Annotated in this window: 20 protein-coding genes and 1 other RNA gene; 14 read left to right on the top strand and 7 right to left on the bottom strand. The window is 40.8% G+C overall.

Going from position 1 to position 21,680, the window contains the following annotated elements; genetic code table 11:
* Positions 1-9: 9 nt before the first annotated feature.
* On the top strand, positions 10-696 hold the full coding sequence (gene phoU / locus B4U84_RS03470; protein WP_017311945.1) for a phosphate signaling complex protein PhoU: 687 nt from the start codon (positions 10-12) through the stop codon (positions 694-696).
* A gap of 435 nt (positions 697-1,131) precedes the next feature.
* Here the strand turns inward: phoU and B4U84_RS03465 are convergent, their stop codons facing one another.
* A complete protein-coding gene (locus B4U84_RS03465) occupies positions 1,132-1,908 on the bottom strand; it encodes a class I SAM-dependent methyltransferase (RefSeq protein WP_131115563.1) in 777 nt (258 codons plus the stop codon).
* A gap of 345 nt (positions 1,909-2,253) precedes the next feature.
* On the opposite strand from B4U84_RS03465, the gene B4U84_RS03460 reads away from it, so the two are divergent.
* The gene (locus tag B4U84_RS03460; protein ID WP_026082019.1) at positions 2,254-3,411 is read left to right on the top strand and encodes a SpoIID/LytB domain-containing protein; all 1,158 of its coding nucleotides are present in this window, start codon (positions 2,254-2,256) and stop codon (positions 3,409-3,411) included.
* A gap of 286 nt (positions 3,412-3,697) precedes the next feature.
* Here B4U84_RS03460 and ald read toward each other — a convergent pair whose 3' ends face one another.
* The gene (gene ald, locus B4U84_RS03450; protein WP_131115561.1) at positions 3,698-4,786 is read right to left on the bottom strand and encodes an alanine dehydrogenase; all 1,089 of its coding nucleotides are present in this window, start codon (positions 4,784-4,786) and stop codon (positions 3,698-3,700) included.
* Between the two features lie 391 nt (positions 4,787-5,177).
* On the opposite strand from ald, the gene B4U84_RS30290 reads away from it, so the two are divergent.
* Both B4U84_RS30290 and B4U84_RS03445 read left to right on the top strand, forming a co-directional pair.
* Positions 5,178-5,348, top strand: a complete 171-nt coding sequence (locus B4U84_RS30290) for a CAB/ELIP/HLIP family chlorophyll-binding protein (RefSeq protein WP_510650802.1) — start codon at positions 5,178-5,180, stop codon at positions 5,346-5,348.
* A 268-nt stretch (positions 5,349-5,616) separates the two neighbouring features.
* Positions 5,617-5,922: a hypothetical protein gene (locus tag B4U84_RS03445; RefSeq protein ID WP_017311939.1), complete on the top strand. Its 306-nt coding sequence runs from the start codon at positions 5,617-5,619 to the stop codon at positions 5,920-5,922.
* Positions 5,923-6,277: 355 nt separating this feature from the next.
* Here the strand turns inward: B4U84_RS03445 and trxA are convergent, their stop codons facing one another.
* The gene (trxA, locus tag B4U84_RS03440) at positions 6,278-6,595 is read right to left on the bottom strand and encodes a thioredoxin (protein WP_017311938.1); all 318 of its coding nucleotides are present in this window, start codon (positions 6,593-6,595) and stop codon (positions 6,278-6,280) included.
* 306 nt (positions 6,596-6,901) lie between these two features.
* Between trxA and fabG the strand changes: the two genes are divergently transcribed.
* Entirely contained in the window at positions 6,902-7,666 is a 765-nt protein-coding gene (gene fabG, locus B4U84_RS03435; protein WP_017311937.1) for a 3-oxoacyl-[acyl-carrier-protein] reductase, read from the top strand.
* A gap of 63 nt (positions 7,667-7,729) precedes the next feature.
* Here fabG and B4U84_RS03430 read toward each other — a convergent pair whose 3' ends face one another.
* On the bottom strand, positions 7,730-8,809 hold the full coding sequence (locus B4U84_RS03430) for an MraY family glycosyltransferase (protein WP_131115559.1): 1,080 nt from the start codon (positions 8,807-8,809) through the stop codon (positions 7,730-7,732).
* Positions 8,810-9,174: 365 nt separating this feature from the next.
* Between B4U84_RS03430 and groL the strand changes: the two genes are divergently transcribed.
* From groL to rnpB, 4 genes are all read left to right on the top strand, one after another.
* On the top strand, positions 9,175-10,851 hold the full coding sequence (gene groL / locus B4U84_RS03425; RefSeq protein WP_131115557.1) for a chaperonin GroEL: 1,677 nt from the start codon (positions 9,175-9,177) through the stop codon (positions 10,849-10,851).
* Between the two features lie 164 nt (positions 10,852-11,015).
* Entirely contained in the window at positions 11,016-12,155 is a 1,140-nt protein-coding gene (gene corA / locus B4U84_RS03420; RefSeq protein ID WP_017311934.1) for a magnesium/cobalt transporter CorA, read from the top strand.
* A 133-nt stretch (positions 12,156-12,288) separates the two neighbouring features.
* Positions 12,289-12,999 (top strand): hypothetical protein, encoded by a 711-nt coding sequence (locus tag B4U84_RS03415; protein WP_026082018.1) that lies wholly within the window; start codon positions 12,289-12,291, stop codon positions 12,997-12,999.
* Positions 13,000-13,033: 34 nt separating this feature from the next.
* An RNA gene (gene rnpB / locus B4U84_RS03410) (RNase P RNA component class A) lies at positions 13,034-13,465 on the top strand.
* 177 nt (positions 13,466-13,642) lie between these two features.
* Here the strand turns inward: rnpB and B4U84_RS03405 are convergent.
* Positions 13,643-13,834, bottom strand: a complete 192-nt coding sequence (locus B4U84_RS03405) for a hypothetical protein (RefSeq protein WP_017311932.1) — start codon at positions 13,832-13,834, stop codon at positions 13,643-13,645.
* Positions 13,835-13,957: 123 nt separating this feature from the next.
* On the opposite strand from B4U84_RS03405, the gene B4U84_RS03400 reads away from it, so the two are divergent.
* A complete protein-coding gene (locus B4U84_RS03400) occupies positions 13,958-14,338 on the top strand; it encodes a hypothetical protein (RefSeq protein WP_131115555.1) in 381 nt (126 codons plus the stop codon).
* 154 nt (positions 14,339-14,492) lie between these two features.
* Here B4U84_RS03400 and B4U84_RS31870 read toward each other — a convergent pair whose 3' ends face one another.
* A complete protein-coding gene (locus tag B4U84_RS31870; RefSeq protein WP_278248280.1) occupies positions 14,493-14,621 on the bottom strand; it encodes a hypothetical protein in 129 nt (42 codons plus the stop codon).
* Between the two features lie 99 nt (positions 14,622-14,720).
* Here B4U84_RS31870 and B4U84_RS03395 point away from each other — a divergent pair, with 99 nt between their 5' ends.
* The 3 genes from B4U84_RS03395 (at position 14,721) to B4U84_RS03385 (ending at position 18,263) form a co-directional block, all read left to right on the top strand.
* Positions 14,721-16,088 (top strand): RNA-guided endonuclease InsQ/TnpB family protein, encoded by a 1,368-nt coding sequence (locus B4U84_RS03395; protein ID WP_131115553.1) that lies wholly within the window; start codon positions 14,721-14,723, stop codon positions 16,086-16,088.
* A 272-nt stretch (positions 16,089-16,360) separates the two neighbouring features.
* On the top strand, positions 16,361-17,080 hold the full coding sequence (rnc, locus tag B4U84_RS03390) for a ribonuclease III (RefSeq protein WP_017311930.1): 720 nt from the start codon (positions 16,361-16,363) through the stop codon (positions 17,078-17,080).
* Between the two features lie 148 nt (positions 17,081-17,228).
* The gene (locus B4U84_RS03385) at positions 17,229-18,263 is read left to right on the top strand and encodes a Gfo/Idh/MocA family oxidoreductase (RefSeq protein ID WP_131115551.1); all 1,035 of its coding nucleotides are present in this window, start codon (positions 17,229-17,231) and stop codon (positions 18,261-18,263) included.
* Here B4U84_RS03385 and B4U84_RS03380 read toward each other — a convergent pair.
* Positions 18,217-20,187 carry a sensor histidine kinase gene (locus B4U84_RS03380; RefSeq protein WP_131115549.1) on the bottom strand — a complete coding sequence of 657 codons (1,971 nt, stop codon included), beginning with the start codon at positions 20,185-20,187 and terminating at the stop codon, positions 18,217-18,219. The two genes, B4U84_RS03385 and B4U84_RS03380, sit on opposite strands and share 47 nt — an antisense overlap.
* A gap of 286 nt (positions 20,188-20,473) precedes the next feature.
* On the opposite strand from B4U84_RS03380, the gene B4U84_RS03370 reads away from it, so the two are divergent.
* Positions 20,474-21,163 (top strand): RibD family protein, encoded by a 690-nt coding sequence (locus B4U84_RS03370; protein WP_131115545.1) that lies wholly within the window; start codon positions 20,474-20,476, stop codon positions 21,161-21,163.
* Positions 21,164-21,680 lie beyond the last annotated feature (517 nt).

The raw sequence follows: 21,680 nt of genomic DNA, 5'->3' as shown, positions 1-21,680 counted from the left end.
AATATCTTCATGTTTGGGAATGCAAGCGTGAAAGCAATCATATACAATCCTAACTCTGGAACGACCCAGATCACACGAGAAATCAGACGCTTAGAGCGTGACATCTTACGCATGGGGGCTTTGGTGGAACAATCGTTTCGTCTGAGTCACCAAGCCTTATTCGCCCGTGATTTAAAAGCAGCTGAGGAACTTCCCCATATAGATAAGCAGATCGATCGCTTTTACAAACAAATAGAATTAGAATGTGCAGAAATAATGACGCTGCAAGCTCCGGTTGCTCAAGATTTGCGTTGTTTGAGTGCTTTTATGCAACTGGTACGTGATCTAGAACGGATTGGAGATTATGCCAAAGATTTAGCTGAAATTGCAGTCAAAATCTTTTCTTATCCGCCCCATAGCTCTTTACCAGAAATTGCTATGATGTCGCACCATGCTCAAGCAATGTTAGCAACTAGCTTGGTGGCTTTGGCTGATTTGGATGAAGTTGGTGGACGCAGGATCAAACAACTAGATGACGCTGTAGATACCGCCTATGAACATCTCTATCAGACCTTAGCCTATCAAAGAGATGTCCCTGGTGTAGTAGAACCAATTTTGTTGTTGGTACTAGTGATACGCCATCTAGAACGTATGGCAGACCATGCTACTAATATTGGTCAACGAGTAGCATACATTGTTACTGGTCAACGCCACTAGTAAACAAAATACATAGATTAAGAGAAGTCATTGGTCATTTGTCAAAAGTCATTTGTCAAAAGTCATTGGTCATTAGTAAGAATGACTAATGACTGTTAAATAAGTCGGTGGAAATAAAGATAACTATAGTTACGTTTCGTAACAATACCTAAAACCCTTACCAATGACAAATGACTATTGACCCTTACGGGTACTCTACCTTGAAGCCGATGAGCTTTGTCTACGCCAGTCGCTCATGGGGGAGACCCCCTGCGTACCCGTCGCTGGCTCACAAATGACGACCCCAACTAGTACCAGACGAGCCATGGCGCGTCTGGTACATTTGTCCGAGCTTACTTATCCATCTGTAATTCTGGGCAGTATCGACGTAATTATGGGTTCAGTAGACCGCTAATTAATTGGAGGGTGGGCAATAATATACCCACTCTCCTGAACTCAAACAGGTTCAGCTAGGTGGACGCTAGTACGATAAACCATGTGAACAAAACCACGTTCATCACAAAATTTTTCATACACTTGTTGTAAACCAGAAATTAGTTGTTCGTAGGCTTGTCCTTGACGCGGAACATAAGAAGCACTAGTTGCACGACCAATAAATCCTGTTAAATCTAACTCGTGTTGATAAACAAAATTAGATTCGCGGACATTAACAAAATTTTTTGTGATCAATAATGGTTCCAGCGTCTGCATCCGTGACTCGGCTGGATGATGATTCGATGCTTCACGTACCAAACGGTTGTATTCAATAGTCAAAGGATCTTCATAATCACGGTTATTCCACACCAGAGCCAACCGTCCTGATGGCTTGAGAATACGGCGGAACTCCGATAAACTTGGCTCTGGGTTGAACCAGTGAAATGCTTGAAAACAGGTAACTAAATTAACTGATTCATCACTGAGGTTAGTGATTTCTGCTGTTCCATCCCGAAGTTCGACCAAAGGATGAGGTGCTGCTGCTTCTCTCATCGCCGCATTCGGTTCAATACCAATAACATTAACACCGCGATCGCCTAATAATCGTGAGGAAATTCCTGTTCCCGCACCAATATCTGCGGCTATAAGTTGAGAGGGTGGGGCTAAATTTTCTAAGATTTTATCAATTGCTGCGGCTGGGTAACTTGGTCGATACTTGACATAATCCTCAACTCTGTCGGAAAACCGAGTCAGAGGGTTGAAAGTGTGTAAGGGTGTGGATTCGGAGTTGGTTGTCATGGAGAGGTTATAGAGGACACAAAAACAGAGTTGGAACAGTGCGATTGTTCTGAGTCATGAGAGCGATCGCCACAAGCTACAAAATATTGGTGATCGAGTCTGTAAAATCTTGATTGACTCATCAAAGATTAATTTGATTATCATGGATGATGACAAAATCAAGCCCAAAGAAAGTAAAAGCTGATCAGTAATGCGTAATCCAAAAATAATGTATTGGTGACGTCCCTGAAGCGATCGCCACCTAAGTTGATGCAATACAAGCAATTTATTTCATCTGGAGGGCAAATTCTGTCTCCGGGAAACTACTGTAAAAGTGAGCGTCTGATAAATATAAACTGTAACTCAATGATCAACGGCATGAAATTCCAACTGTTATTAGCCTCTTTGTTTTCCCAAATTAAAGGACGCCATTGGTGGCTGGGTATACTTTTATGGATTGCATTATGTCTACCAGCGGAAGCGTCTGTGATCCTGCGAGTCGCAATTGAACGGGATGCTAAACAGGTTAAAGTTGGCAGTTCCACAACCGCGGTTGTCAAGGATAGTAGCGGGCGTACTCTGGGACAACTACCTGCAATGAATGCGTATTATGCCCAAGCGGTTCCTGGTGGAGTAGCCTTAGATAAGTGGCGTTCTGGTTTATTTTGGATTGAACCATCGGGTAAGGGAGGATTTGTTTATATAGGCGATCGCTGGTATCGAGGTAGAACTTTAGTTGTCCCCACAGATAAAGGTGTCACTGCTGTCAACTGGGTAGATTTAGAAGAATATCTCTACAGCGTTTTGGGCGGTGAAATGAATAGCCGTTGGCCTTTAGAAGCCCTCAAAGCCCAAGCGATCGCAGCTCGTACCTATGCTCTTTATGAGCGATCAAGACAGCGCAATAATCCCCTTTACGACTTGGGTGCAAGCCCAGATCGTTGGCAAATTTATAAAGGTGTGATCAGCGAATCTCGCCCTACTTATGCAGCTGTTGATGCTACTGCTGGACAAGTACTCACTTACAAGAACAAAATAATCCTCTCGGTTTTTCATGCTTGTTCGGGTGGACACACCGAAAACGTCGAAGATGTTTGGTTAAGCAAAGAACCATACCTACGTGCTGTTCCCGACTTTGACCAAAATATCCGCGAATGCTACTGGATGAGAACTTTCAGCCCTACGGAAATTAGCAGCAAATTTCCAGAAATAGGCAACGCCAAGCAGATGATTATTGAACAGCGATCGCCTTTTAACAGTGTAAAAACCCTGAAAATAGTCGGCGACAAAGGCGAAAAAGTACTAAGAGGCGAAGAAGTGCGTACGGCTTTGAAACTAAAAAGTACCCGCTTTAACGTCTCCAATGGTAACGGCGGTTTCACACTCCAAGGACTAGGTTTTGGTCATGCTATTGGCATGAGTCAATGGGGCGCTTACAATTTGGCTTTACAGGGAGCCAATCACCTACAAATTTTAGGGTACTACTACAAAGGTGTAGCCCTCACCCCAATTAAGGTGAAATAGGGAGCGGGGATTGGGGATTGGGGATTGGGGATTGGGCATGGGGCATTGGGCATTGGGCATCGGGGATTGGGCATTGGAATAAATTCTTCCTTGTCCTCCTTGTCTCCCCANTGGGGATTGGGCATGGGGCATTGGGCATTGGGCATCGGGGATTGGGCATTGGAATAAATTCTTCCTTGTCCTCCTTGTCTCCCCACACCCCCTACTCCCTGCTAAGAGCTCCCTGCCCCCTGCTAAGAGCCCCCTGCTAAGAGCTCCCTTGTTTTCCTTGTCCCCCTTCTAATCCTTACACCAAGTCAGGAAAAACCTCTTGCACGGCGGGATGTATCAAGCGGTGATTCTGCACATTCACACCTTTGGCTAATGCAGGGTTATTTTTTAGTGCCTCCATTCCTTGATTTGCTAATTGCACCACGTATGGTAAAGTACTGTTATTCAGTGCCTGAGTTGCCGTCCAAGGAACTGCCCCTGGCATGTTAGGAACACCATAGTGCAATACACCTTCTTCAACATAAATAGGGTTGGTGTGAGATGTAGTATGCACGGTTTCTACACAGCCGCCTTGGTCAACTGCTACATCGACGATTACTGATCCTGGTCGCATTTGTTTAACTAATTCACGAGACACAATAATAGGTGCTTTGCGTCCTAGTACCAGAACAGCACCGATTAATAAGTCTGCTTCTCGAACTGCTGCTTCAATATGAGCAGAGTTGCTGTAAAGTAGTTCTACTCGTGAGCCAAAAAGAGTTTCCAAGTAGGTGAGGCGTTCTACATTCACATCTAGAATTTGAACCCTAGCTCCCATACCGACAGCAATTTTAGCGGCTTCTGTGCCAACTACACCGCCACCTAAAATTACCACTCTACCTGGTTGAACACCAGGGACACCACCCAAAAGGACACCTCTACCCCCTTGTTGCCGTTCTAAGAATCTTGCTCCGAACTGCACCGACAAACGCCCAGCAATCACACTCATCGGCGTCAGTAGGGGTAGCTTGTTTGTACCTGATTGCTCTACAGTTTCGTAAGCGATCGCACAAACGCCACTATTAATTAAATTCTCAGTTAAATTCCGATCAGCTGCTAAGTGTAAATAAGTAAATAAAACCTGCTCTTTTTGTAAAAATTGATACTCAGTTGCTAGTGGTTCTTTGACTTTGATCACTAACTCCCGATTCCAAGCAGCTTCTGGTGTTGGGACAATTTCTGCTCCGGAATTTCTGTAGTCATCATCCGTAAATCCCGCACCCGCGCCGGCTTGAGTTTCTACAAAGATATTGTGACCACTTTCTTTTAGTACCCTGACACTAGAGGGACTCAACCCAACTCGAAACTCCTGGTCTTTAGTTTCTTTGGGAACACCTATATCCATTCACTGCCCCTAATTAATTTTTATGTATATGTAGCTTTAGTTTGTCAGTCTTATCCTTGTGATGTTGAATCCAATAATACGAATTCACCTGAGTTTGCCCTGATATCACCAATTTAACATTGACTTATATTGGGCATTGGGCATTGGGCATTGGGCATTGGGCATGGGGCATTGGAATAAATTCTTCCTTGTCCTCCTTGTCTCCCCACACTTCCCACACTCCCCACACTCCTTAATCCTCTACACGGGCTTGACGATTTCCTGAGTATTCCTAAGATATATTAAGAATAGTAAAAAAATGTAAAACATTTGTTGAGTGAGATAGCTCAATGTGCAATACCACAAAAGTGTAGTAAATTAACATTTCCTAACAAAGAGGTTTTTTCAAATGATGACACAACCACAACCAAACGTAACGCCTAAGTTGGAAGAGCCAAAATTTGGATTTAGTGAATATGCCGAACGCTTGAATGGTCGAGCTGCAATGATCGGCTTTATTCTGATGGTTTTGATTGAATACTTCACCGATAAGGGTGTGCTATCCTGGCTCGGTCTTAAGTAAATCAAATTAGTACTAAAGTACTACTTGGAAGTCAATAAAATTGATAAACAAGATCCCCGGCTTTTTACAAAAGTCGGGGATCTATCTGTATCTATCATTACTGTAGCTGTTCGGAAAACCGCCCAAAAGTACTTTATCGTAAGACTTTGGTTGAATAAATAATATAATATTATGATGTAAATGTAGGCTCTAGTTTAGGGCGCTAAATGCAGGGGAAAAACTCTCAGTAAATTTACGCAAAAGGTGAACTGAAATCAACCAAGCTGTGATGAATGCTGTAAATGCTGTATTGCCTCGTTTTTTAAAGTCAACCTACCGAAAAGAACCGCTAATCAGCGTATTAATTACGATGGGAGTGGTAGATGCGCTGATCGGTGGATTTGACGATGAGTGGTCTTTATTTGCTTTTGGTTTAGGAACAGCAGGAGTAACGCTTTTATTAAAATTGTGGCTACGTCAACAGCGTCGTCCTCTACCTGCTGAAGAGCCTGTGGTACAACATTACTTACCTTCGCGCTCTTCTAGTCCGACTTTACCAATGCTGAGTATTGCTAAGAAAAAACCACCCCATTAGGTTGGAGTATTAATTTTTATAGTTAAGATTAGAAAATTCACGGAGCATCGCCAAATATATGGTTTTTACTGTTGTGAAGTAATTTTTCCTGACTTAGACAAGAAAAAAGGTGTCAAGCGATCGCTCGTAGTTCTAATCTAGAAATATATGAATAATAGTCATAGTAAAGTTTATGACAAGATTACGAGTATCAAATTCAAAATTCCTTCACTGACAGTGTTAGGTAGAGCAAGTGCTGTAGCGATCGCTTCTTAAGTTCAGTACAACAACATTTCTTAAAAATACTAGAAAAAAACGCACTCTGCAATTAACCATGCAGAGTGCTTCCCTACTTAATCGCTAAGTAATAACTACCTCACATTAAACCTCTCAAACGCTGTACTAATTGGGGTGCTTGTAAAACACCCTCAATTCTGTCTACTGGCTGACCCTGCTTAAACAGTACTAGAGTTGGTAGAGCCTCAATTCTATATTGAGTAGCCAATTGTTGGTATTTCTCAGTATCAATTTTGACGATTCTGATTTGACCTTGGAGTTGGGCATTAACTTGCTCTAAAATTGGAGTCATCATCTGACAAGGCCCACACCAGTCAGCATAAAAATCTACTAATACGGGTACATCAGAACCAGATAGCATCTCTTCAAAGCTATTGAATTGCTTTTTTGTAGACATGTGATACGCACCAGTTTTTTATTGTTTGATTTTAATAGTAGTTCCTAGCAGCCCAGATGATTGTAAAGCATGTTTGCAATACTGGGGATCGGGGATTGGGGATTGGGGATCGGGAATCGGGGATTGGGGATTGAGGATCGGGAATTGGGGATTGGTTATTCTTATTATGTATCCCTGCAAATAGCTCCCTTGTCCCCCTTATCCCCCGTGTCCTCCTTGTCCCCTTTCCCCTTTCCCCGATCCCCGATCCCCGATCCCCATTAAGATAGTTAGCGCACTATCTTAATGTACATAACAGGAAAAACAATGGAACTTTTGCCAGAAAATTTACAAACTTTACAAGGAAAAGTAGCGATTGTTACGGGTGCTTCACGGGGAATTGGAAGGGCGATCGCACGAGAGTTGGCGAAAGTCGGTGCTAGTGTGGTTGTAAACTATGCTAGTTCTAGTCAAGCGGCTGATGAGTTAGTGTCAGAAATTATTCAAGCGGGTGGAAGTGCGATCGCGCTTGCGGCTGATGTGAGTAAGGAAGATCAAGTTGATGCTTTAATAAATGCTGCGATCGAAAAGTTTAACCGTATTGACATCTTGGTGAATAACGCGGGTATCACACGTGACACGCTTTTACTGCGAATGAAACCACAAGATTGGCAAGCAGTCATTGATCTCAATTTAACAGGTGTATTTTTATGCACTCGTGCTGTCAGTAAAATTATGCTAAAACAGCGCTCAGGACGGATCATCAACATTACCTCTGTTGCCGGACTTATGGGTAACCCCGGACAAGCTAACTACAGCGCTGCCAAAGCAGGTGTAATTGGTTTTACCAAAACTGTTGCTAAAGAATTGGCATCTCGTGGTATCACAGTTAATGCTGTCGCCCCTGGCTTTATCGCCACGGATATGACTAACGATCTTGATGGTGAAAGTATAATAAAATACATTCCCTTGGGTCGCTATGGTCAGCCAGAAGAAGTTGCTGGAATGGTACGTTTCCTGGCTGCTGACCCCGCAGCAGGCTACATCACAGGACAAGTATTGAACGTAGATGGTGGAATGGTGATGGCATAGAAAAGGCAAAAGTTAAAAGTTAAAAGATCGTTCTTCTGACTTTTGACTTTTGACTTTTGATTTTCACTTTGCCCTTATCCTCTGCCAAACAGTGAAACCTAACAGCGTGATAATACTGACAGTAGTAGCAAGTATCACTACCAAACTCATACCTCGTATTGTCATCGCCAGCCAGTTACAAACTAAAGCAATTGACCAGAGAGTCAAAGCTGCATGGCGCTGAGATAAGCCCCAAGCTAGCAAGCGATGATGCAAATGGTCTTTTCCGGGAGTACTGAGGGGGTTTTTACCTGCCAAGAGTCGCCGCACAAATACTTGGGTAGTGTCTAACACTGGCAAAAGCAAAAACAAAACAGGCGGTACTAAAGAAAAGATTGTAGTCGCTTGTAGGTCGCCTACAATAGCAGTTGCAGCCAGTACATAGCCAAAAAAGTATGCTCCGGCATCACCCATAATGATGTGCGACGGATGAAAATTATGACGTAAAAAGCCTAGTGCTGCTCCTGCTAAGGCTGCCAAAACTAGTGTCGCTGCTGCCCAGTTAGGAAACTGCGCCGAAACTGCCAGCAAACTCATAGCAGTAATAAAGCTAACTCCTCCAGCTAAACCATCCATACCATCCATCAAGTTGATGGCATTCGTAATTGCTACAACCCAAAACACCGTTAGCAATGTTGAGAGTAGCGAGTCAATAGGAGTACCAAAAGTAACTGTAATGCTAATGCGATTCCCAACTAACAGTAGCGCCGTTAGGATTTGTACTAACAAGCGAACTGAGGGAGGTAAGCCGAATTGGTCGTCGATAAAGCCTACCAAGACTAATATCGAACCTCCCAAAAGAATAGTTAAAACCTGAGCTAAAACACCTTGAAGTTCAATGGGTCTTAAAAGGCTTGCCAAGATCAAAGCCGCTAGTACTCCCGCGTAAATCGCCAGACCCCCTGCATTGGGCAAAGGTTCTCGGTTCAAACGCCGTGCATTGGGTTGATCAGCCCAACCGACTCGCAAGGCAAATTTACGCACCGCCGGAATCAAACGCCACGTCACAACCCACGCTAAGAGAAATGTAAACACTACTGCTAACCAGCCGGAACCGCTAGGTTCAGCAATACCAAGCGCCTCAAGGAAGCTGTATATATTCATCTATCGCTTCCACCATTAATGCCAGTATCCAACATCAGCATCAAGTGTATAACAATCATTTTGTTTTCTCACTACAAATATGAGGGTATATAGGCGTATCTTCTTTGGCTTTCCGTAATGTTTATTAAGGGAATAGGAGGAAATTTGGATTTTTCTGGGTGGATTTCCCTACATCCATCAACCTATATCCTCCTATAGCCTAGTTAAAGATTAATCAACTCAACAGCCATAGCTTGTTGACTAGCAATTTTAGATTTTGGATTGAAGTCAATCTAAAATCCAAAATTGACTGACTTAGCACTCTTACCTTGTGAGTGCTAAATTGTCTAATGGAAGAACTCACAAATTAAACCAAACTAAAAAATATGGCCAAAATTATTGCATTTGATGAAGATTCCCGACGTGCCTTAGAAAGGGGTATCAATACTCTTGCTGATGCAGTGAAAATCACCCTGGGGCCAAAGGGTCGCAACGTCCTTTTAGAAAAAAAGTTTGGTACACCCCAAATTGTCAATGATGGGATCACTGTTGCAAAAGAAATTGAACTAGAAGATCCCCTCGAAAACACAGGTGCAAAACTCATCCAAGAAGTTGCTTCTAAAACCAAAGAAGTCGCTGGTGATGGTACAACTACAGCAACAGTACTAGCACAAACAATGATCCGTGAAGGCTTAAAAAACGTAGCAGCGGGAGCAAATCCAGTTGCAACAAGACACGGTATTGAAAAAACTGTTGAAAAGCTGGTACAGGAAATTGCCAAAGTTGCCAAGCCAGTAGAAGGAAGTGCCATTGCTCAAGTCGCTACTGTTTCCGCAGGTAACGACGAAGAAATTGGTGCCATGATTGCCGAAGCCATGGAAAAAGTCACCAAAGATGGTGTAATTACCGTGGAAGAATCCAAATCCCTAACTACTGAATTAGAAGTAGTTGAGGGTATGCAGATTGACCGGGGTTACATTTCCCCCTACTTTATCACCGACAATGAGCGGATGACGGTGGAATTTGAAAATGCCCGCATTCTAATTACTGATAAAAAAATCAGCAATATTCAAGACTTAGTACCTGTTTTAGAAAAAGTTGCCCGTTTGGGTCAACCCCTGTTGATTATTGCTGAAGATGTAGAAGGTGAAGCTTTAGCAACTTTGGTAGTCAACAAGGCGCGGGGTGTGCTGTCAGCTGCTGCTATTAAAGCACCTGGATTTGGCGATCGCCGCAAAGCTATGTTGCAAGATATTGCTATCCTCACTGGTGGACAGTTAATTTCCGAAGAAATCGGTTTAAGCTTAGATATTGTTTCTTTGGAAATGCTGGGAACTGCCCAGAAAATTGCCATTGACAAAGACAACACAACCATCGTTGCTGGTAGCGAACACTCAGGCGACGTACAGAAGCGTATTGGTCAAATTCGTAAGCAATTGGAAGAGACTGATTCGGATTATGACAGGGAAAAACTACAAGAACGCATCGCCAAGCTAGCTGGTGGTGTAGCTGTAATTAAAGTCGGTGCAGCCACAGAAACTGAACTCAAAGATCGTAAATTGCGAATTGAAGATGCTTTGAATGCCACCAAAGCTGCTGTAGAAGAGGGTATAGTCCCTGGTGGTGGTACAATGTTGATTCACCTAGCTACAAAAGTCGCCGAAATTAAAAACAGCCTCAACGACGAAGAAAAAATTGGTGCTGATATTGTTGAGCGATCGCTCGATGCACCCCTGCGCCAAATCGCAGACAACGCTGGCGCGGAAGGTGCTGTCATTGTTGAAAAAGTTCGTACTACAGAATTCAACGTCGGCTACAATGCTGCTACTGGTGAATTTCAAGACATGATCGCCGCAGGTATTCTCGATCCTGCTAAAGTCGTCCGTTACGCCTTGCAAAACGCAGCTTCTATTGCTTCTATGGTTTTAACCACCGAAGCTGTTGTTGCTGAAAAACCTGAGAAGAAACCCGCTGGTGGCGCTCCCGATATGGGCGGTATGGGCGGTATGGGCGGTATGGGCGGTATGGGTGGTATGGGCGGTATGGGTATGGGTATGATGTAGTCTCATACTGTCTGTATCTAGAGATTTTGAAACAGTTTGTCTTACCAAGACAAACTGTTTTTTCATTTTAGTTTTAGTAATGTTAGTGGTTATTGGAGGCGCATATAGTGATCGCTCGTACAGTGGTTAGTGATAATGATCAATAACTATTTAGGTAAAATAATATGACTAAAAAAAAGCATCACTCAAATTCAACAGTAACTGAATCAGAACACGAAGATTTTTATCACTATCCTGGAACTTTACCAGGGACTATTATTGTTGATGCAGACGCGCCGCCATCCAAGATTGTATTAATCGACTATAATTCCACTGAAGCAATTAGCAAAGAAATAGAAACACCAGAAGAGTGTGCTTCTTATCTAGATACTAATTCGGTAACTTGGGTAGATGTGCGTGGTTTAGGTAGTGAAGATATTTTACAAAGATTGGGACAGGTTTTTGAGTTACATCCTTTAGTTTTAGAAGATGTTGTCAATGTGCCAGAACGCCCAAAAGTTGAAGATTATGAAGACCAACTAGTCATCATTGCGCGTATGGTTATGCCTAAAAAAAAATCTCATGGCTTCCATAGTGAACAGGTGAGTTTTGTATTAGGAAAACATTACTTGCTGACGGTTCAAGAAGAACCAAAACGAGATTGCTTTGAACCAGTGCGATCGCGCATTTTTAAAAATAAGGGTATTATCTGCAAAAATGGACCAGATTATTTAGCCTACGCTCTTTTAGATGCAATTATTGATGGCTTTTTTCCTGTATTAGAAAAATATGGTGAACGTATTGAAGATTTAGAGGATGAAGTCATCGCTCAACCGACACCAAAAACATTAAGGAAAATCTATAAAGTTAAACGAGAATTATTACAACTGCGTCGTGCAATCTGGCCCCAACGCAACGCACTTCATAGGTTAATTCAAGACGATAGTCAAATGATCACTAATGAAGTCCGTATTTATCTGCGAGACTGTTATGATCATGCGGTGCAAGTCATAGATATGGTAGAAACCTATCGAGAGCTTGCATCGGGCTTAATGGACGTTTACCTTTCAGCAGTCAGTAATAGAATGAATGAAATCATGAAATTGCTAACTGTGATTTCAGCTATTTTTATTCCTCTAACTTTTATTGCTGGTGTTTATGGAATGAATTTTAATACAGAAAAATCACCATATAATATGCCTGAGTTGAACTGGTATTGGGGGTATCCAGCTTGTTTGGCACTCATGGCAATAATAGCCATTGTCTTATTATATATTTTCTGGCGAAGGGGTTGGCTAGAAAATAGTTCGAGGTTAGACCGTTAAATCAGTTTGTTCGAGACGCGAAAAACATCGCGTCTGTACAGTTATCAGTTAATTACTATAGAATCAAGAACTGATAATTGATAAATGTTTAGCAAATAATTGCCCATAAAAATTTTTAGAGGAGTTTATATATATGGTAGCGAGAAATGAGGGTAATTTAATTTTTTTAACGCTATACATTATTGGCGTAACTTATACATTTACGAAAATGATTGAGTCTATCGACGACAAAATTAAATTTATTTATGAAAAAAATGTTGTTGATGATCAACTCAAAGAAAAAAATCTTCAAGATGATATAGGCATCTCCTTTAAACTCAGCCCCTCATATTTCATTGATGAATTGAAGGAATTATCTGTAAGTATTGAGAACAAATCACAAAACCTAGCTTTGTATGTAGACTGGGATAACTGCTCTTTAGTAGTTGAATATAGCAAACAATCGCGGCGAGTAATTCGCAAATCACCAGATTTGACGCGTGACCTTGCGGTACCACAAAGTCCTAGCTTAATTGCTCCTACCAAAACTCTTTCGGCAGCAGTGGCCGCTGAAGATGTTTTTAAGTTAGATGAATTAACAAAAACATATCAAGTTAATACCCCTTTAATTAATATCAGTGCGCTAGAAAAAAGTCCTGTTAAAGCCCAAAGAAAATTATTTCAAAACTTTATAGATGGAAAACAGGAATTAAAATTTTCCTTGCAACTAGTATTAAGAATCTCCGAATTGCGGGTTGGTCTAGTTCCTGGTGAAAATAAACCTGCCATGTGTATTGTCGATTGTCCTTTTACAATCAAAAAACTGCCTTGGTATTATGCAATGCCTTGGAATAAACGGCGTTAATTTCTGTCATTCAAGATTAAACTGAATATGGGAGAGAGTAGGCGTAGGCGGTTGCATATTAGCCCAGAGGTGGCTAGTTTGAGGAAAGTCCGGGCTTCCGAAAGACCAAACTTGCTGGGTAACGCCCAGTGCGAGCGATCGCGAGGATAGTGCCACAGAAAAATACCGCTAATTAGTCATTTGTAGAGACGCGATTAATCGCGTCTGTGCAATAGTCATTTGTAAAAGACAAATGACAAAGGACAAAATTAGTAAGGGTGCAAAGGTGCGGTAAGAGCGCACCAGCAACATCGAGAGGTGTTGGCTCGGTAAACCCCGGTTGGAAGCAAGGCGAATGGAACTATGGTTGGTCTTTTACCAGTTCCACAATAAGAGCCGCTAGAGGCGTCTGGTAACAGCCGTCCCAGATAGATAACCGCCCTCTTAATTTAAGAGAACAGAACCCGGCTTACTACCAACTCTTTCCCAAGATGGAATGATAGCAATCACAAGCTACATTCCATTCTTTTTTTGTCATTTGTCATTTGTCATTGGTCATTGGTCAATTGTCAATTGTCAATTGTCATTGGTAAGGATTTTAGGTTTGTTTACTTTTCGTAATATGGTTGGGTTTATTCCCGCTGATTTACTTACAGGTTTAATTTTATTGTTGTTCGAGTTTATCTAATGCTTCTTGAATTGCTTGTCTGATAAATTCAGCAGAGTTAGGCAAGCTTTTTACTTTGTTAAACATTGTTTCTGTAACTTTAACCGCAAGCATTTTATTTAATGATTCTTCTCCTTCAGGAGTAAAACCATATTTTTTTAAATCAGGATTACCACCTTTACGTGCCATTAAGATAACTACATAAATATTGACTTATTAGCTAGTTAACCAATATATAAATTAAATGGGGACTATTTGGCTGGTAACTTAGTAGTCCCCAAATCTGTCAACGTAAATCAACAGACAATCATTATGTTATCAAGAGAATCGCTCAAAAACCTTAGCTTGCCACAATTGCAGCAACTAGGGAGAAAGTACGGTATTCAACCGTTAGGCAATTGGGGAAAAAAAGAAGCATGGATAAATATGCTTACTGGATTTCCATACAAAGCTATTGAGCAAATGAGGGATGGAGTTGGAATACATTCACCGGGAATAGAAGCGTATCATGCAATTAATGTTGCACTTGATTTACTCGGTCAACCTACGGTTACTCAAAAAGCATTGATACGTGCTACTAAAAACAACGAATGGTTAAAAGATGAAGATTCTAGAAGATATCAACAGAAGCTTCTAGATTTGTGGAGTGTAAAACTCATGCTTGAGCAGTGTCAAAGATTACTAGCTAAATAAAAACTGACTATGAAGCATGGTAGTGGTCAATAAGTAATTATGCCCCTCTAGATAGAGGGGTTATAAGGATGGCTGGCTGAAAACCCTTGAGAAACAGCAACGTAGTTGCGAATTTCGTGCTTTAGACAAGGGATGAAAGCCGCCTATGAAGGCTTTAGGCTTCCGTGATGTTTTGTTTTTTTGGTTCTGGAAGTGAATCTATCCATTCATCTATCATGCTGCTGATAGTTCTATCTAATTCAGCCGATAATAAGAGTAGCTTATGATATCTACGGTCTGTCATTCTTACATTTAATCTCTTAGTCTTCACTATGTCCTTCATTGGCGTTACTTTTATATTGACATATAGCTAATTAAGCAAAACAAAGGAGGTGATTAAATCTTGCTAACAAACTATGTATATAAGCTACGTCCTAACACGGGTCAAAATTTGAAAATGAGTAGTTGGGTTGATATGCTCAGAAGTCATTACAACTGGTGTTTAAATGACCGATTAACCCAATACTCACAACAACATATTCAAGGTGAATACTGTGATATCAGAACGAAGGCTCATGCTTGTCCATTGACGTGTTTTGTTAGCAATAATGGAGCAACGGGTGAACCTTGGAAAGATTCTAAACAGAAAAACCCTCGCCGTGGTGCTGGTGATATTCAAATTACTGCGTTACCAGAATTAAAAAAGGCTAGACCTTGGTATGCCCAAATAGATTCAACAGTGTTACAGCAAAACGTAAAACGTCTTGACGTTGCTTACAAAAACTTTTTTGAGGGTAGGGGTTTTCCCAAATTCAAAAATCGTTCTAACTTCACATCTTTTACGTATGCAATGGGTGTGAAGGTTCAAGGTCGCAAAATATATTTACCAAAGTTGGGATGGATGCGTTTTTACAATTCTCGTTCCATACCCAACGGATTTACAATTAAAGCTGCCACAATTCGTAGGCGTCAAGATGGTTGGTATGTTTCTATCAGAATTGAAGATAAGACATTACCAAACTACGTTGCTAAACCTTTGACAGAGGTTAATAAAATAATTGGTTGTGACTTAGGAATTACCAAACTAGTACATCTTTCGGATAATTACCAAATTGAAAATCCTAAGTTTTCAACTAACAAGAAAACTCAGCGAACTTTCAAAATTAGACAAAGACGAATTAGCAAAAAATTCAAAGGTAGCAGTAATCGAAAAAAGGCTGCTAAAAGAGTAGGGCTGTTACATAATAAAATAGCTGATAAGCGTCAAGCCTACCAGTGGAAAACAGCGAATAAAATTGTTAACATCAACGTTGATGCTATCGCTGTAGAGAATCTCAATGTTTCAGGAATGAAGCGTCGTTGTAAACCCAAGATAGATGAAAAAACTGGAAGGTTCTTAAAGAATGGTCAATCCAGAAAAAAAGGATTGAATCGCTCTATCTCTGATGCGAGTTGGGCTGAATTAATTTTAAAAATCGAGTATCTGGCTGCAAAGCAAGGAAAGGTTGTAATTAAAATTAATCCAAAACACTCAAGTCAAAAATGCCGTAATTGTGGTTACATTGATGAATCAAATCGTGATGGTGAAAAGTTCATTTGTACTCAATGTGGCTACATGACGAATGCGGATATTGGTGCTGCAAAAACCATCAGGGATAGAGCATTTTCTATAGTACGGGGGGACTCCTCGGAACTTACACGCCCGAAAAATCGTAAGGAGACATCAGCACGCCCTCGTGGCAAACGTGTTGAGCCTGGGAACCTGTACTAACAGGATATTAAGGCAGCAATGTCTTAAGAATCCCTGCGGCTTTAGCCCAGGGAGTGTCAAATGGAATCAAATAAAGCTATATGTTTTAGAGACCGTATACACTAAAATTGTACGTAATATGTACAAAAAACAGGACTATTGATTATTGATCAATACTTTTTTGAAAGTAAAAAGTTCTAGATTCCACAACTGTAACGGCACTCAATGTGGGGACGTAATGTGCTAACTGTGCCTGATGAATCCAAAATCTAAAATCTAAAATCTAAAATCGGATGACCCTCGCTTATCCACGCCGACAACGACAACTTGAAAGTCTAGTCAGAAAATTAGGTTTGGCAGTAGAAGGACCAATTAAATGGGAACTGCTGGACTTAGCACTGACTCATCCGACCGTATCTGACTCAGCAAATTATGAACATTTAGAATTTGTTGGTGATGCTGTAGTGCGGTTGGTGTCAGCAATTGTGTTGTGGGAGAATTATCCCACTTGTCCGGTAGGAGATTTTGCGGCAATTCGTTCGGTATTAGTGAGCGATCGCATTTTAGCCCAGTTAGCACGCTCTTACGGTTTTGAACTATATTTACTTGTGGCTGGCAGTGCTACTGCTGATAAAGTTGGTCAACAATCGAGATTAGCAGATGCTTTTGAAGCAGTTCTAGGAGCGCTTTACCTCAGTACTAACAATCTTGATTTAATTCGTCCTTGGCTAGACCCTCACTTCAAAGAACTAGCAGCAGAAATTCGCCTTGACCCAGCCAGACTAAACTATAAAGCTGCTCTCCAAGAATGGACTCAAGCGCATTTTAAGGTTTTACCAGAATACCGAGTTGTAGAAATTAGCCAGCCTCATAATAATCAAGAACGTTTCATAGCTCAAGTGTGGCTACACGGGCAAAAACTTGGTGAAGGTAAAGGACGTTCAATTAAAGCTGCCGAACAAGCCGCCGCAAAAGTTGCTTATTTAACTTTAAATACACAGGAAGAACACTAATTAATCCAGAGACAAAAGTTATAAATTCAGGGAATTTAACAATGACGATTGTTATAAATCCTACAGAGGATTGATTAGAGACATAAGGAACATCGTGTCTCTACTCTTGACTCTTGTATAGACGCGATTATCGCGTCTCTAATGACTAATGACAAATCAAATTAAAATCGCTGTTGTTGGAATAGGGCGTTGGGGTGTACATTTGCTAAGGAATTTTCTGGAGCATCCCCAAGTTATGGTTGCAGCCGTAGTAGACCAGAATCCAGAATGTTTAGCAAAGATAAAACACCAATATTTTTCAAATAACACTACAAATAATCATGTGTTATTTACAACCGAGTGGTCAGAAATTAAACAAATTATAGATTTAGATGCAGTAGTAATTGCTACTCCTGCCAGCACACATTACTCTTTGATTTCTGACGCTTTAGATTGGGGATACCATGTTTTGGCAGAAAAACCTTTAACTTTAGATCCAACAGAATGCCATAAACTTTGCCAGCTAGCCCAAAAACAGCAACGACAACTTATGGTTGATCATACTTATCTATTTCATCCAGCTGTGGAACGAGGGCAAACTTTTGTTCAAGCAGGAGAATTAGGGGATTTGCGCTACGGTTATGCTTGTCGCACCCATTTGGGGCCAGTTCGCCAAGATGTTGATGCACTATGGGATTTAGCTATTCATGATATTGCAATATTCAATGCTTGGTTAGGTCAACAACCAGTGAGTGTACAGGCTTTGGGTAGGGTGTGGCTAAAGGAGGGACTTGCCGATCTGGTTTGGGTGACACTAAATTACGCTAATGGTTTTCAAGCTTATATTCATTTGTGTTGGCTGAATGTTGACAAGCAACGACGTTTAGTGGTTGTGGGTAGTCGAGGTAGTTTGATTTTTGATGAAATGTCAGCTGTATCACCTTTAACGCTGCTGCATGGGGAGTTAGAAATGCAAGGAAGTAATTATATTCCTATAAATCAAAGTCAACAAGTACTGGAAATTGAAAAAAATGAACCATTAAAACGAGTGTGCGATCGCTTTCTTAACTGTGTCCACAATAATAGTCCTTGTCCAGTTTCATCTGGTTGGGTAGGGACACAGTTAGTCAATATTCTCGCAGCTCTGACAGAATCACTTAACCAGGATGGCAAACCTGTTGTACTGAACACAAATCTGTACTGAGTTCTGGTTTTTGGCTAACAGAGTTTAATTCTCCAACTTTCCTATTGTCCTCATTTTCTGTTATTTCCTGGCGGGTATCTATCAAGGGTAAAATAATGCTCACTGTTGTACCTTGATTGATACCTCTACTTTCAAGGGTGATCCTACCTCCCATTAGTTCAATTAAGTTCCGTGAAATAGCTAGTCCTAGCCCAGTACCGCCAAATTTGCGTGTAGTAGCATCATCCACCATGACAAATGGGCGAAATAGCTTTTGTTGTTGGGTGGGATCAATCCCCACACCTGTATCTTGAACACTAACAATTACCTGGTATTTACGATCAATTTGTTCAATTTCTGTTGTAATTGTGATGCTACCTTCATCAGTAAATTTAGTGGCATTACCGATAATATTAATTAATACCTGCTTCAATTTAGCTGGGTCAGCATTCACTATAATTAGCTCACTCATTTGTTGAGGAACATTTAACTGCAATCCTTTTTGTTGAATATTCACAGATTGCAAATTAATAACCTCTTTGAGTAATTTCTGAAGATCAGTTGGTTCTAAAGATACAGAGAGTTTACCAGCTTCTATTTTGGAAATATCAAGCAATTCATTAATAATGCCTAGTAAGTGAATTGCTGTATCATCAGCACGTTTGAGGAACTCTAGTTCTTCTTCTCGGTTATCACACAAATCATCTCGAACTAGGCGAATACAGTTAATAATAATGTGTAATGGATTTCTCAATTCATGGGAAGTTGCTGCTAAAAATTGGCTTTTACTCTGGTTGGCGTTTTTGGCTTCTTTCCAAGCTATTTCTACTTCTTCCGCCCAAGCTTTGAGCCGTTCTACCATTTGATCTAGAGCTTGCGCTAGTTGATTGAATTCTCGAATTTTTAAGTTGTGCGGTACTGGTACTGTGCTGTGGTAACTGTGGAGATTGAGAGCATAGTCACGCAGTTCTTCAACCGGAAGCGCTAGGCAACGAGCTAAATACAAAGATACCAACACACTAGCAGCAATTAAACCAACTGTCAAAACGATTAAAATTAGTTTGATTTGTCCTAAATCATACAAAGCATTATCTAGACCAGTAACCGCTAAAATCACCCATTTTTGCTGTTTTTCTTGAATGATTGGACTGTTAATAGCAGTGTAACCAGCGAGTAATTCTTCTCCCTGTTTATCAAAAAATAGATGCAGAGTATCTTGTTTGCCAGAAATGGCATTTTTCACTATCATTTGCAGACGTGAAGCATCTATATGCTGGGCAATATTACTACCAATTCGACTGGCAATTGGATGTGCTAAAATTATGCCGTTTTCGGCAATCACAACTGTAGAGCCTGTTAGTAAACCTGGTTTATTCTTGATTTTTTCGCGTAACAATGCTGATTTGAAAACTAAGTTATAGCGCCATTGACCAGCCTGATCATAGACTGGGGCTGATAGCAATAATTTCAGTTTACTTTGTTCATCTCTATTACTGGTTGTGTTGAAAGTTGATGTTAATAATAGTTTTACTTCTAATCCGTTGCTAGCAAAATCAGGATTAGACTCATTAAGAGGTTCCTGTCCACATGTACTAGCACTTATTTCAGCGCTATTAGAATCTACTAATTGTATGCATTCGATTTGCCGTGCTTGCTGTTGTGCTAGTTGATTGATAAATTCTTCTTTTTGAGCAAGTGTACCTGATTTAATCACCTGTGTTTGAGTAGCTGTGAGCAAATTAGCTTTTAAAGCAGCGATCGCATCCGCAATTTTTTCTCCTTTGAGAACGGCGCTTGCTGTTAAATTTTGACGAGCAGTTTCTAAAAGACTATAACGTGCTTTTTGATAGGCAACTATTTCACCTATCAATAAAACTGGAACAGATATCAGCAAAATTTTTGATACTAAAATCCGCCGAAAGGAGGATTGACGCTGGTTAGCCATCGGCACTCTCACTTGGCATTTGCAAACCACAACAGCAACCAAATGCAATTAGATTAATTACTATTTTTAAGCGATAAATATTGGTTGATGTCAAAAATTTTAAACCATTAGATAGCTGGATAGCAAAAAAATATATATTATACAAACCCTGAAAGCAACTAGTTCTAATTGCAACTTTTACTAGATGCAAATAAAGTTGTGAAATTAGTTGTAAACAGGAATTTGCCAGCATTATTTTTTTGAGAATCCCAAGTCAAAATATAGACAAAATATACAAATCAAAACAATGGTGCTATACCGACCTTATACTACGGTGGTTTTAGCCATGAGTGCAGATGGCAAAATAGCTGATGTTACGCGATCGCCTGCTCGTTTTGGCTCTAAGAGTGATAAAGCACATCTGGAAAACAGAATTGCTGCTGCTGATGCAGTTCTATTTGGTGCTGGTACTCTGCGCGCCTACGGTACGACACTCACCGTAACAAATCCACAACTACTGCAAAATCGGATACAAAGGGGTAAGCCCCTTCAACCAGTACATATTGTAACTACACAAGCAGCTAACCTAAATCCGGAAATTCGCTTTTTTCAACAGCCAGTTCAACGTTGGTTACTCACCACAAGCACAGGGGCAATTTTTTGGCAGAAACGGTCTGAATTTGAGCAGATTATGGTATTTGAAACAAAAGAGGGAAAAATTGATATTGCAGCAGCTGTGGAGCATCTATCAAAATTGGGAATAGGAGAACTAGCAATATTAGGTGGTGGTAAACTAGTCGCCTCAATGCTGGAATTAGATTTAATCGATGAACTCTGGCTGACTATTTGTCCGTTGCTTTTAGGTGGTGCTGCTGCGCCAACACCAGTTGAAGGTAAAGGATTTCTACCACAACTAGCTCCTCGGTTACAACTTATAGAAGTTGATAGGGTAGACCAAGAAGTTTTTCTTCATTATCGAATTGTGAATAATTGGTAGAGACGCGATTCATCGCGTCTGTACAATGGTCATTGGTCATTGGTAGACCTCTTGCATGAATCTTTACCCTCACCCTAAATCCCCCCGTTCACGCGGGGAAGATTTAGTTCCCTCCCCGTTTACGCTACGGTGTACACACAAGTCTTGAAATCCCACCTAAAACTTGGTTTCGTTACCCTAGCCTTAAAATTAGCCTGATAAATGGAGTTTTCAGTTGACCGAAACTTGGGTATTTATGGGGCTAAAAGAGTTGAAACCCTTGCGGCGTATACTTGTGTGTACACCGTAGCCCCGTTTACGCTTAGGGTTAGGGTGGGGTAAAAATATTTTTGCAAGAGACTCCATGAGCTGCGCTCACAAGGAACAATGAAAATGATGGTGGAACCAATACGGTTCGGATAAGACAAATCGATTGGCATTTAAATCCTGTAGAGACGCGATATATCGCGTCTCTACATATCCAAAATTATGACGAAAAATTCTTAACCGAACCGTATTGATGGTGGAACGATTTTTT

It is taken from the genome of Westiellopsis prolifica IICB1, from assembly GCF_004323185.1.
GTDB lineage: Bacteria > Cyanobacteriota > Cyanobacteriia > Cyanobacteriales > Nostocaceae > Pelatocladus > Pelatocladus prolificus_A.
Note: the sequence above shows the minus strand (reverse complement) of the source record. Positions and strands in the feature narration are given on the sequence as shown.

Coding starts and splice junctions, on each gene's coding strand:
- phoU (WP_017311945.1), top strand. CDS start 10: ATGTTTGGGAATGCAAGCGTGAAAGCAATCATATACAATCCTAACTCT.
- B4U84_RS03465 (WP_131115563.1), bottom strand. CDS start 1,908: ATGACAACCAACTCCGAATCCACACCCTTACACACTTTCAACCCTCTG.
- B4U84_RS03460 (WP_026082019.1), top strand. CDS start 2,254: ATGATCAACGGCATGAAATTCCAACTGTTATTAGCCTCTTTGTTTTCC.
- ald (WP_131115561.1), bottom strand. CDS start 4,786: ATGGATATAGGTGTTCCCAAAGAAACTAAAGACCAGGAGTTTCGAGTT.
- B4U84_RS30290 (WP_510650802.1), top strand. CDS start 5,178: ATGACACAACCACAACCAAACGTAACGCCTAAGTTGGAAGAGCCAAAA.
- B4U84_RS03445 (WP_017311939.1), top strand. CDS start 5,617: ATGAATGCTGTAAATGCTGTATTGCCTCGTTTTTTAAAGTCAACCTAC.
- trxA (WP_017311938.1), bottom strand. CDS start 6,595: ATGTCTACAAAAAAGCAATTCAATAGCTTTGAAGAGATGCTATCTGGT.
- fabG (WP_017311937.1), top strand. CDS start 6,902: ATGGAACTTTTGCCAGAAAATTTACAAACTTTACAAGGAAAAGTAGCG.
- B4U84_RS03430 (WP_131115559.1), bottom strand. CDS start 8,809: ATGAATATATACAGCTTCCTTGAGGCGCTTGGTATTGCTGAACCTAGC.
- groL (WP_131115557.1), top strand. CDS start 9,175: ATGGCCAAAATTATTGCATTTGATGAAGATTCCCGACGTGCCTTAGAA.
- corA (WP_017311934.1), top strand. CDS start 11,016: ATGACTAAAAAAAAGCATCACTCAAATTCAACAGTAACTGAATCAGAA.
- B4U84_RS03415 (WP_026082018.1), top strand. CDS start 12,289: ATGGTAGCGAGAAATGAGGGTAATTTAATTTTTTTAACGCTATACATT.
- B4U84_RS03405 (WP_017311932.1), bottom strand. CDS start 13,834: ATGGCACGTAAAGGTGGTAATCCTGATTTAAAAAAATATGGTTTTACT.
- B4U84_RS03400 (WP_131115555.1), top strand. CDS start 13,958: ATGTTATCAAGAGAATCGCTCAAAAACCTTAGCTTGCCACAATTGCAG.
- B4U84_RS31870 (WP_278248280.1), bottom strand. CDS start 14,621: ATGACAGACCGTAGATATCATAAGCTACTCTTATTATCGGCTGAATTA.
- rnc (WP_017311930.1), top strand. CDS start 16,361: ATGACCCTCGCTTATCCACGCCGACAACGACAACTTGAAAGTCTAGTC.
- B4U84_RS03385 (WP_131115551.1), top strand. CDS start 17,229: ATGACAAATCAAATTAAAATCGCTGTTGTTGGAATAGGGCGTTGGGGT.
- B4U84_RS03380 (WP_131115549.1), bottom strand. CDS start 20,187: ATGGCTAACCAGCGTCAATCCTCCTTTCGGCGGATTTTAGTATCAAAA.
- B4U84_RS03370 (WP_131115545.1), top strand. CDS start 20,474: ATGGTGCTATACCGACCTTATACTACGGTGGTTTTAGCCATGAGTGCA.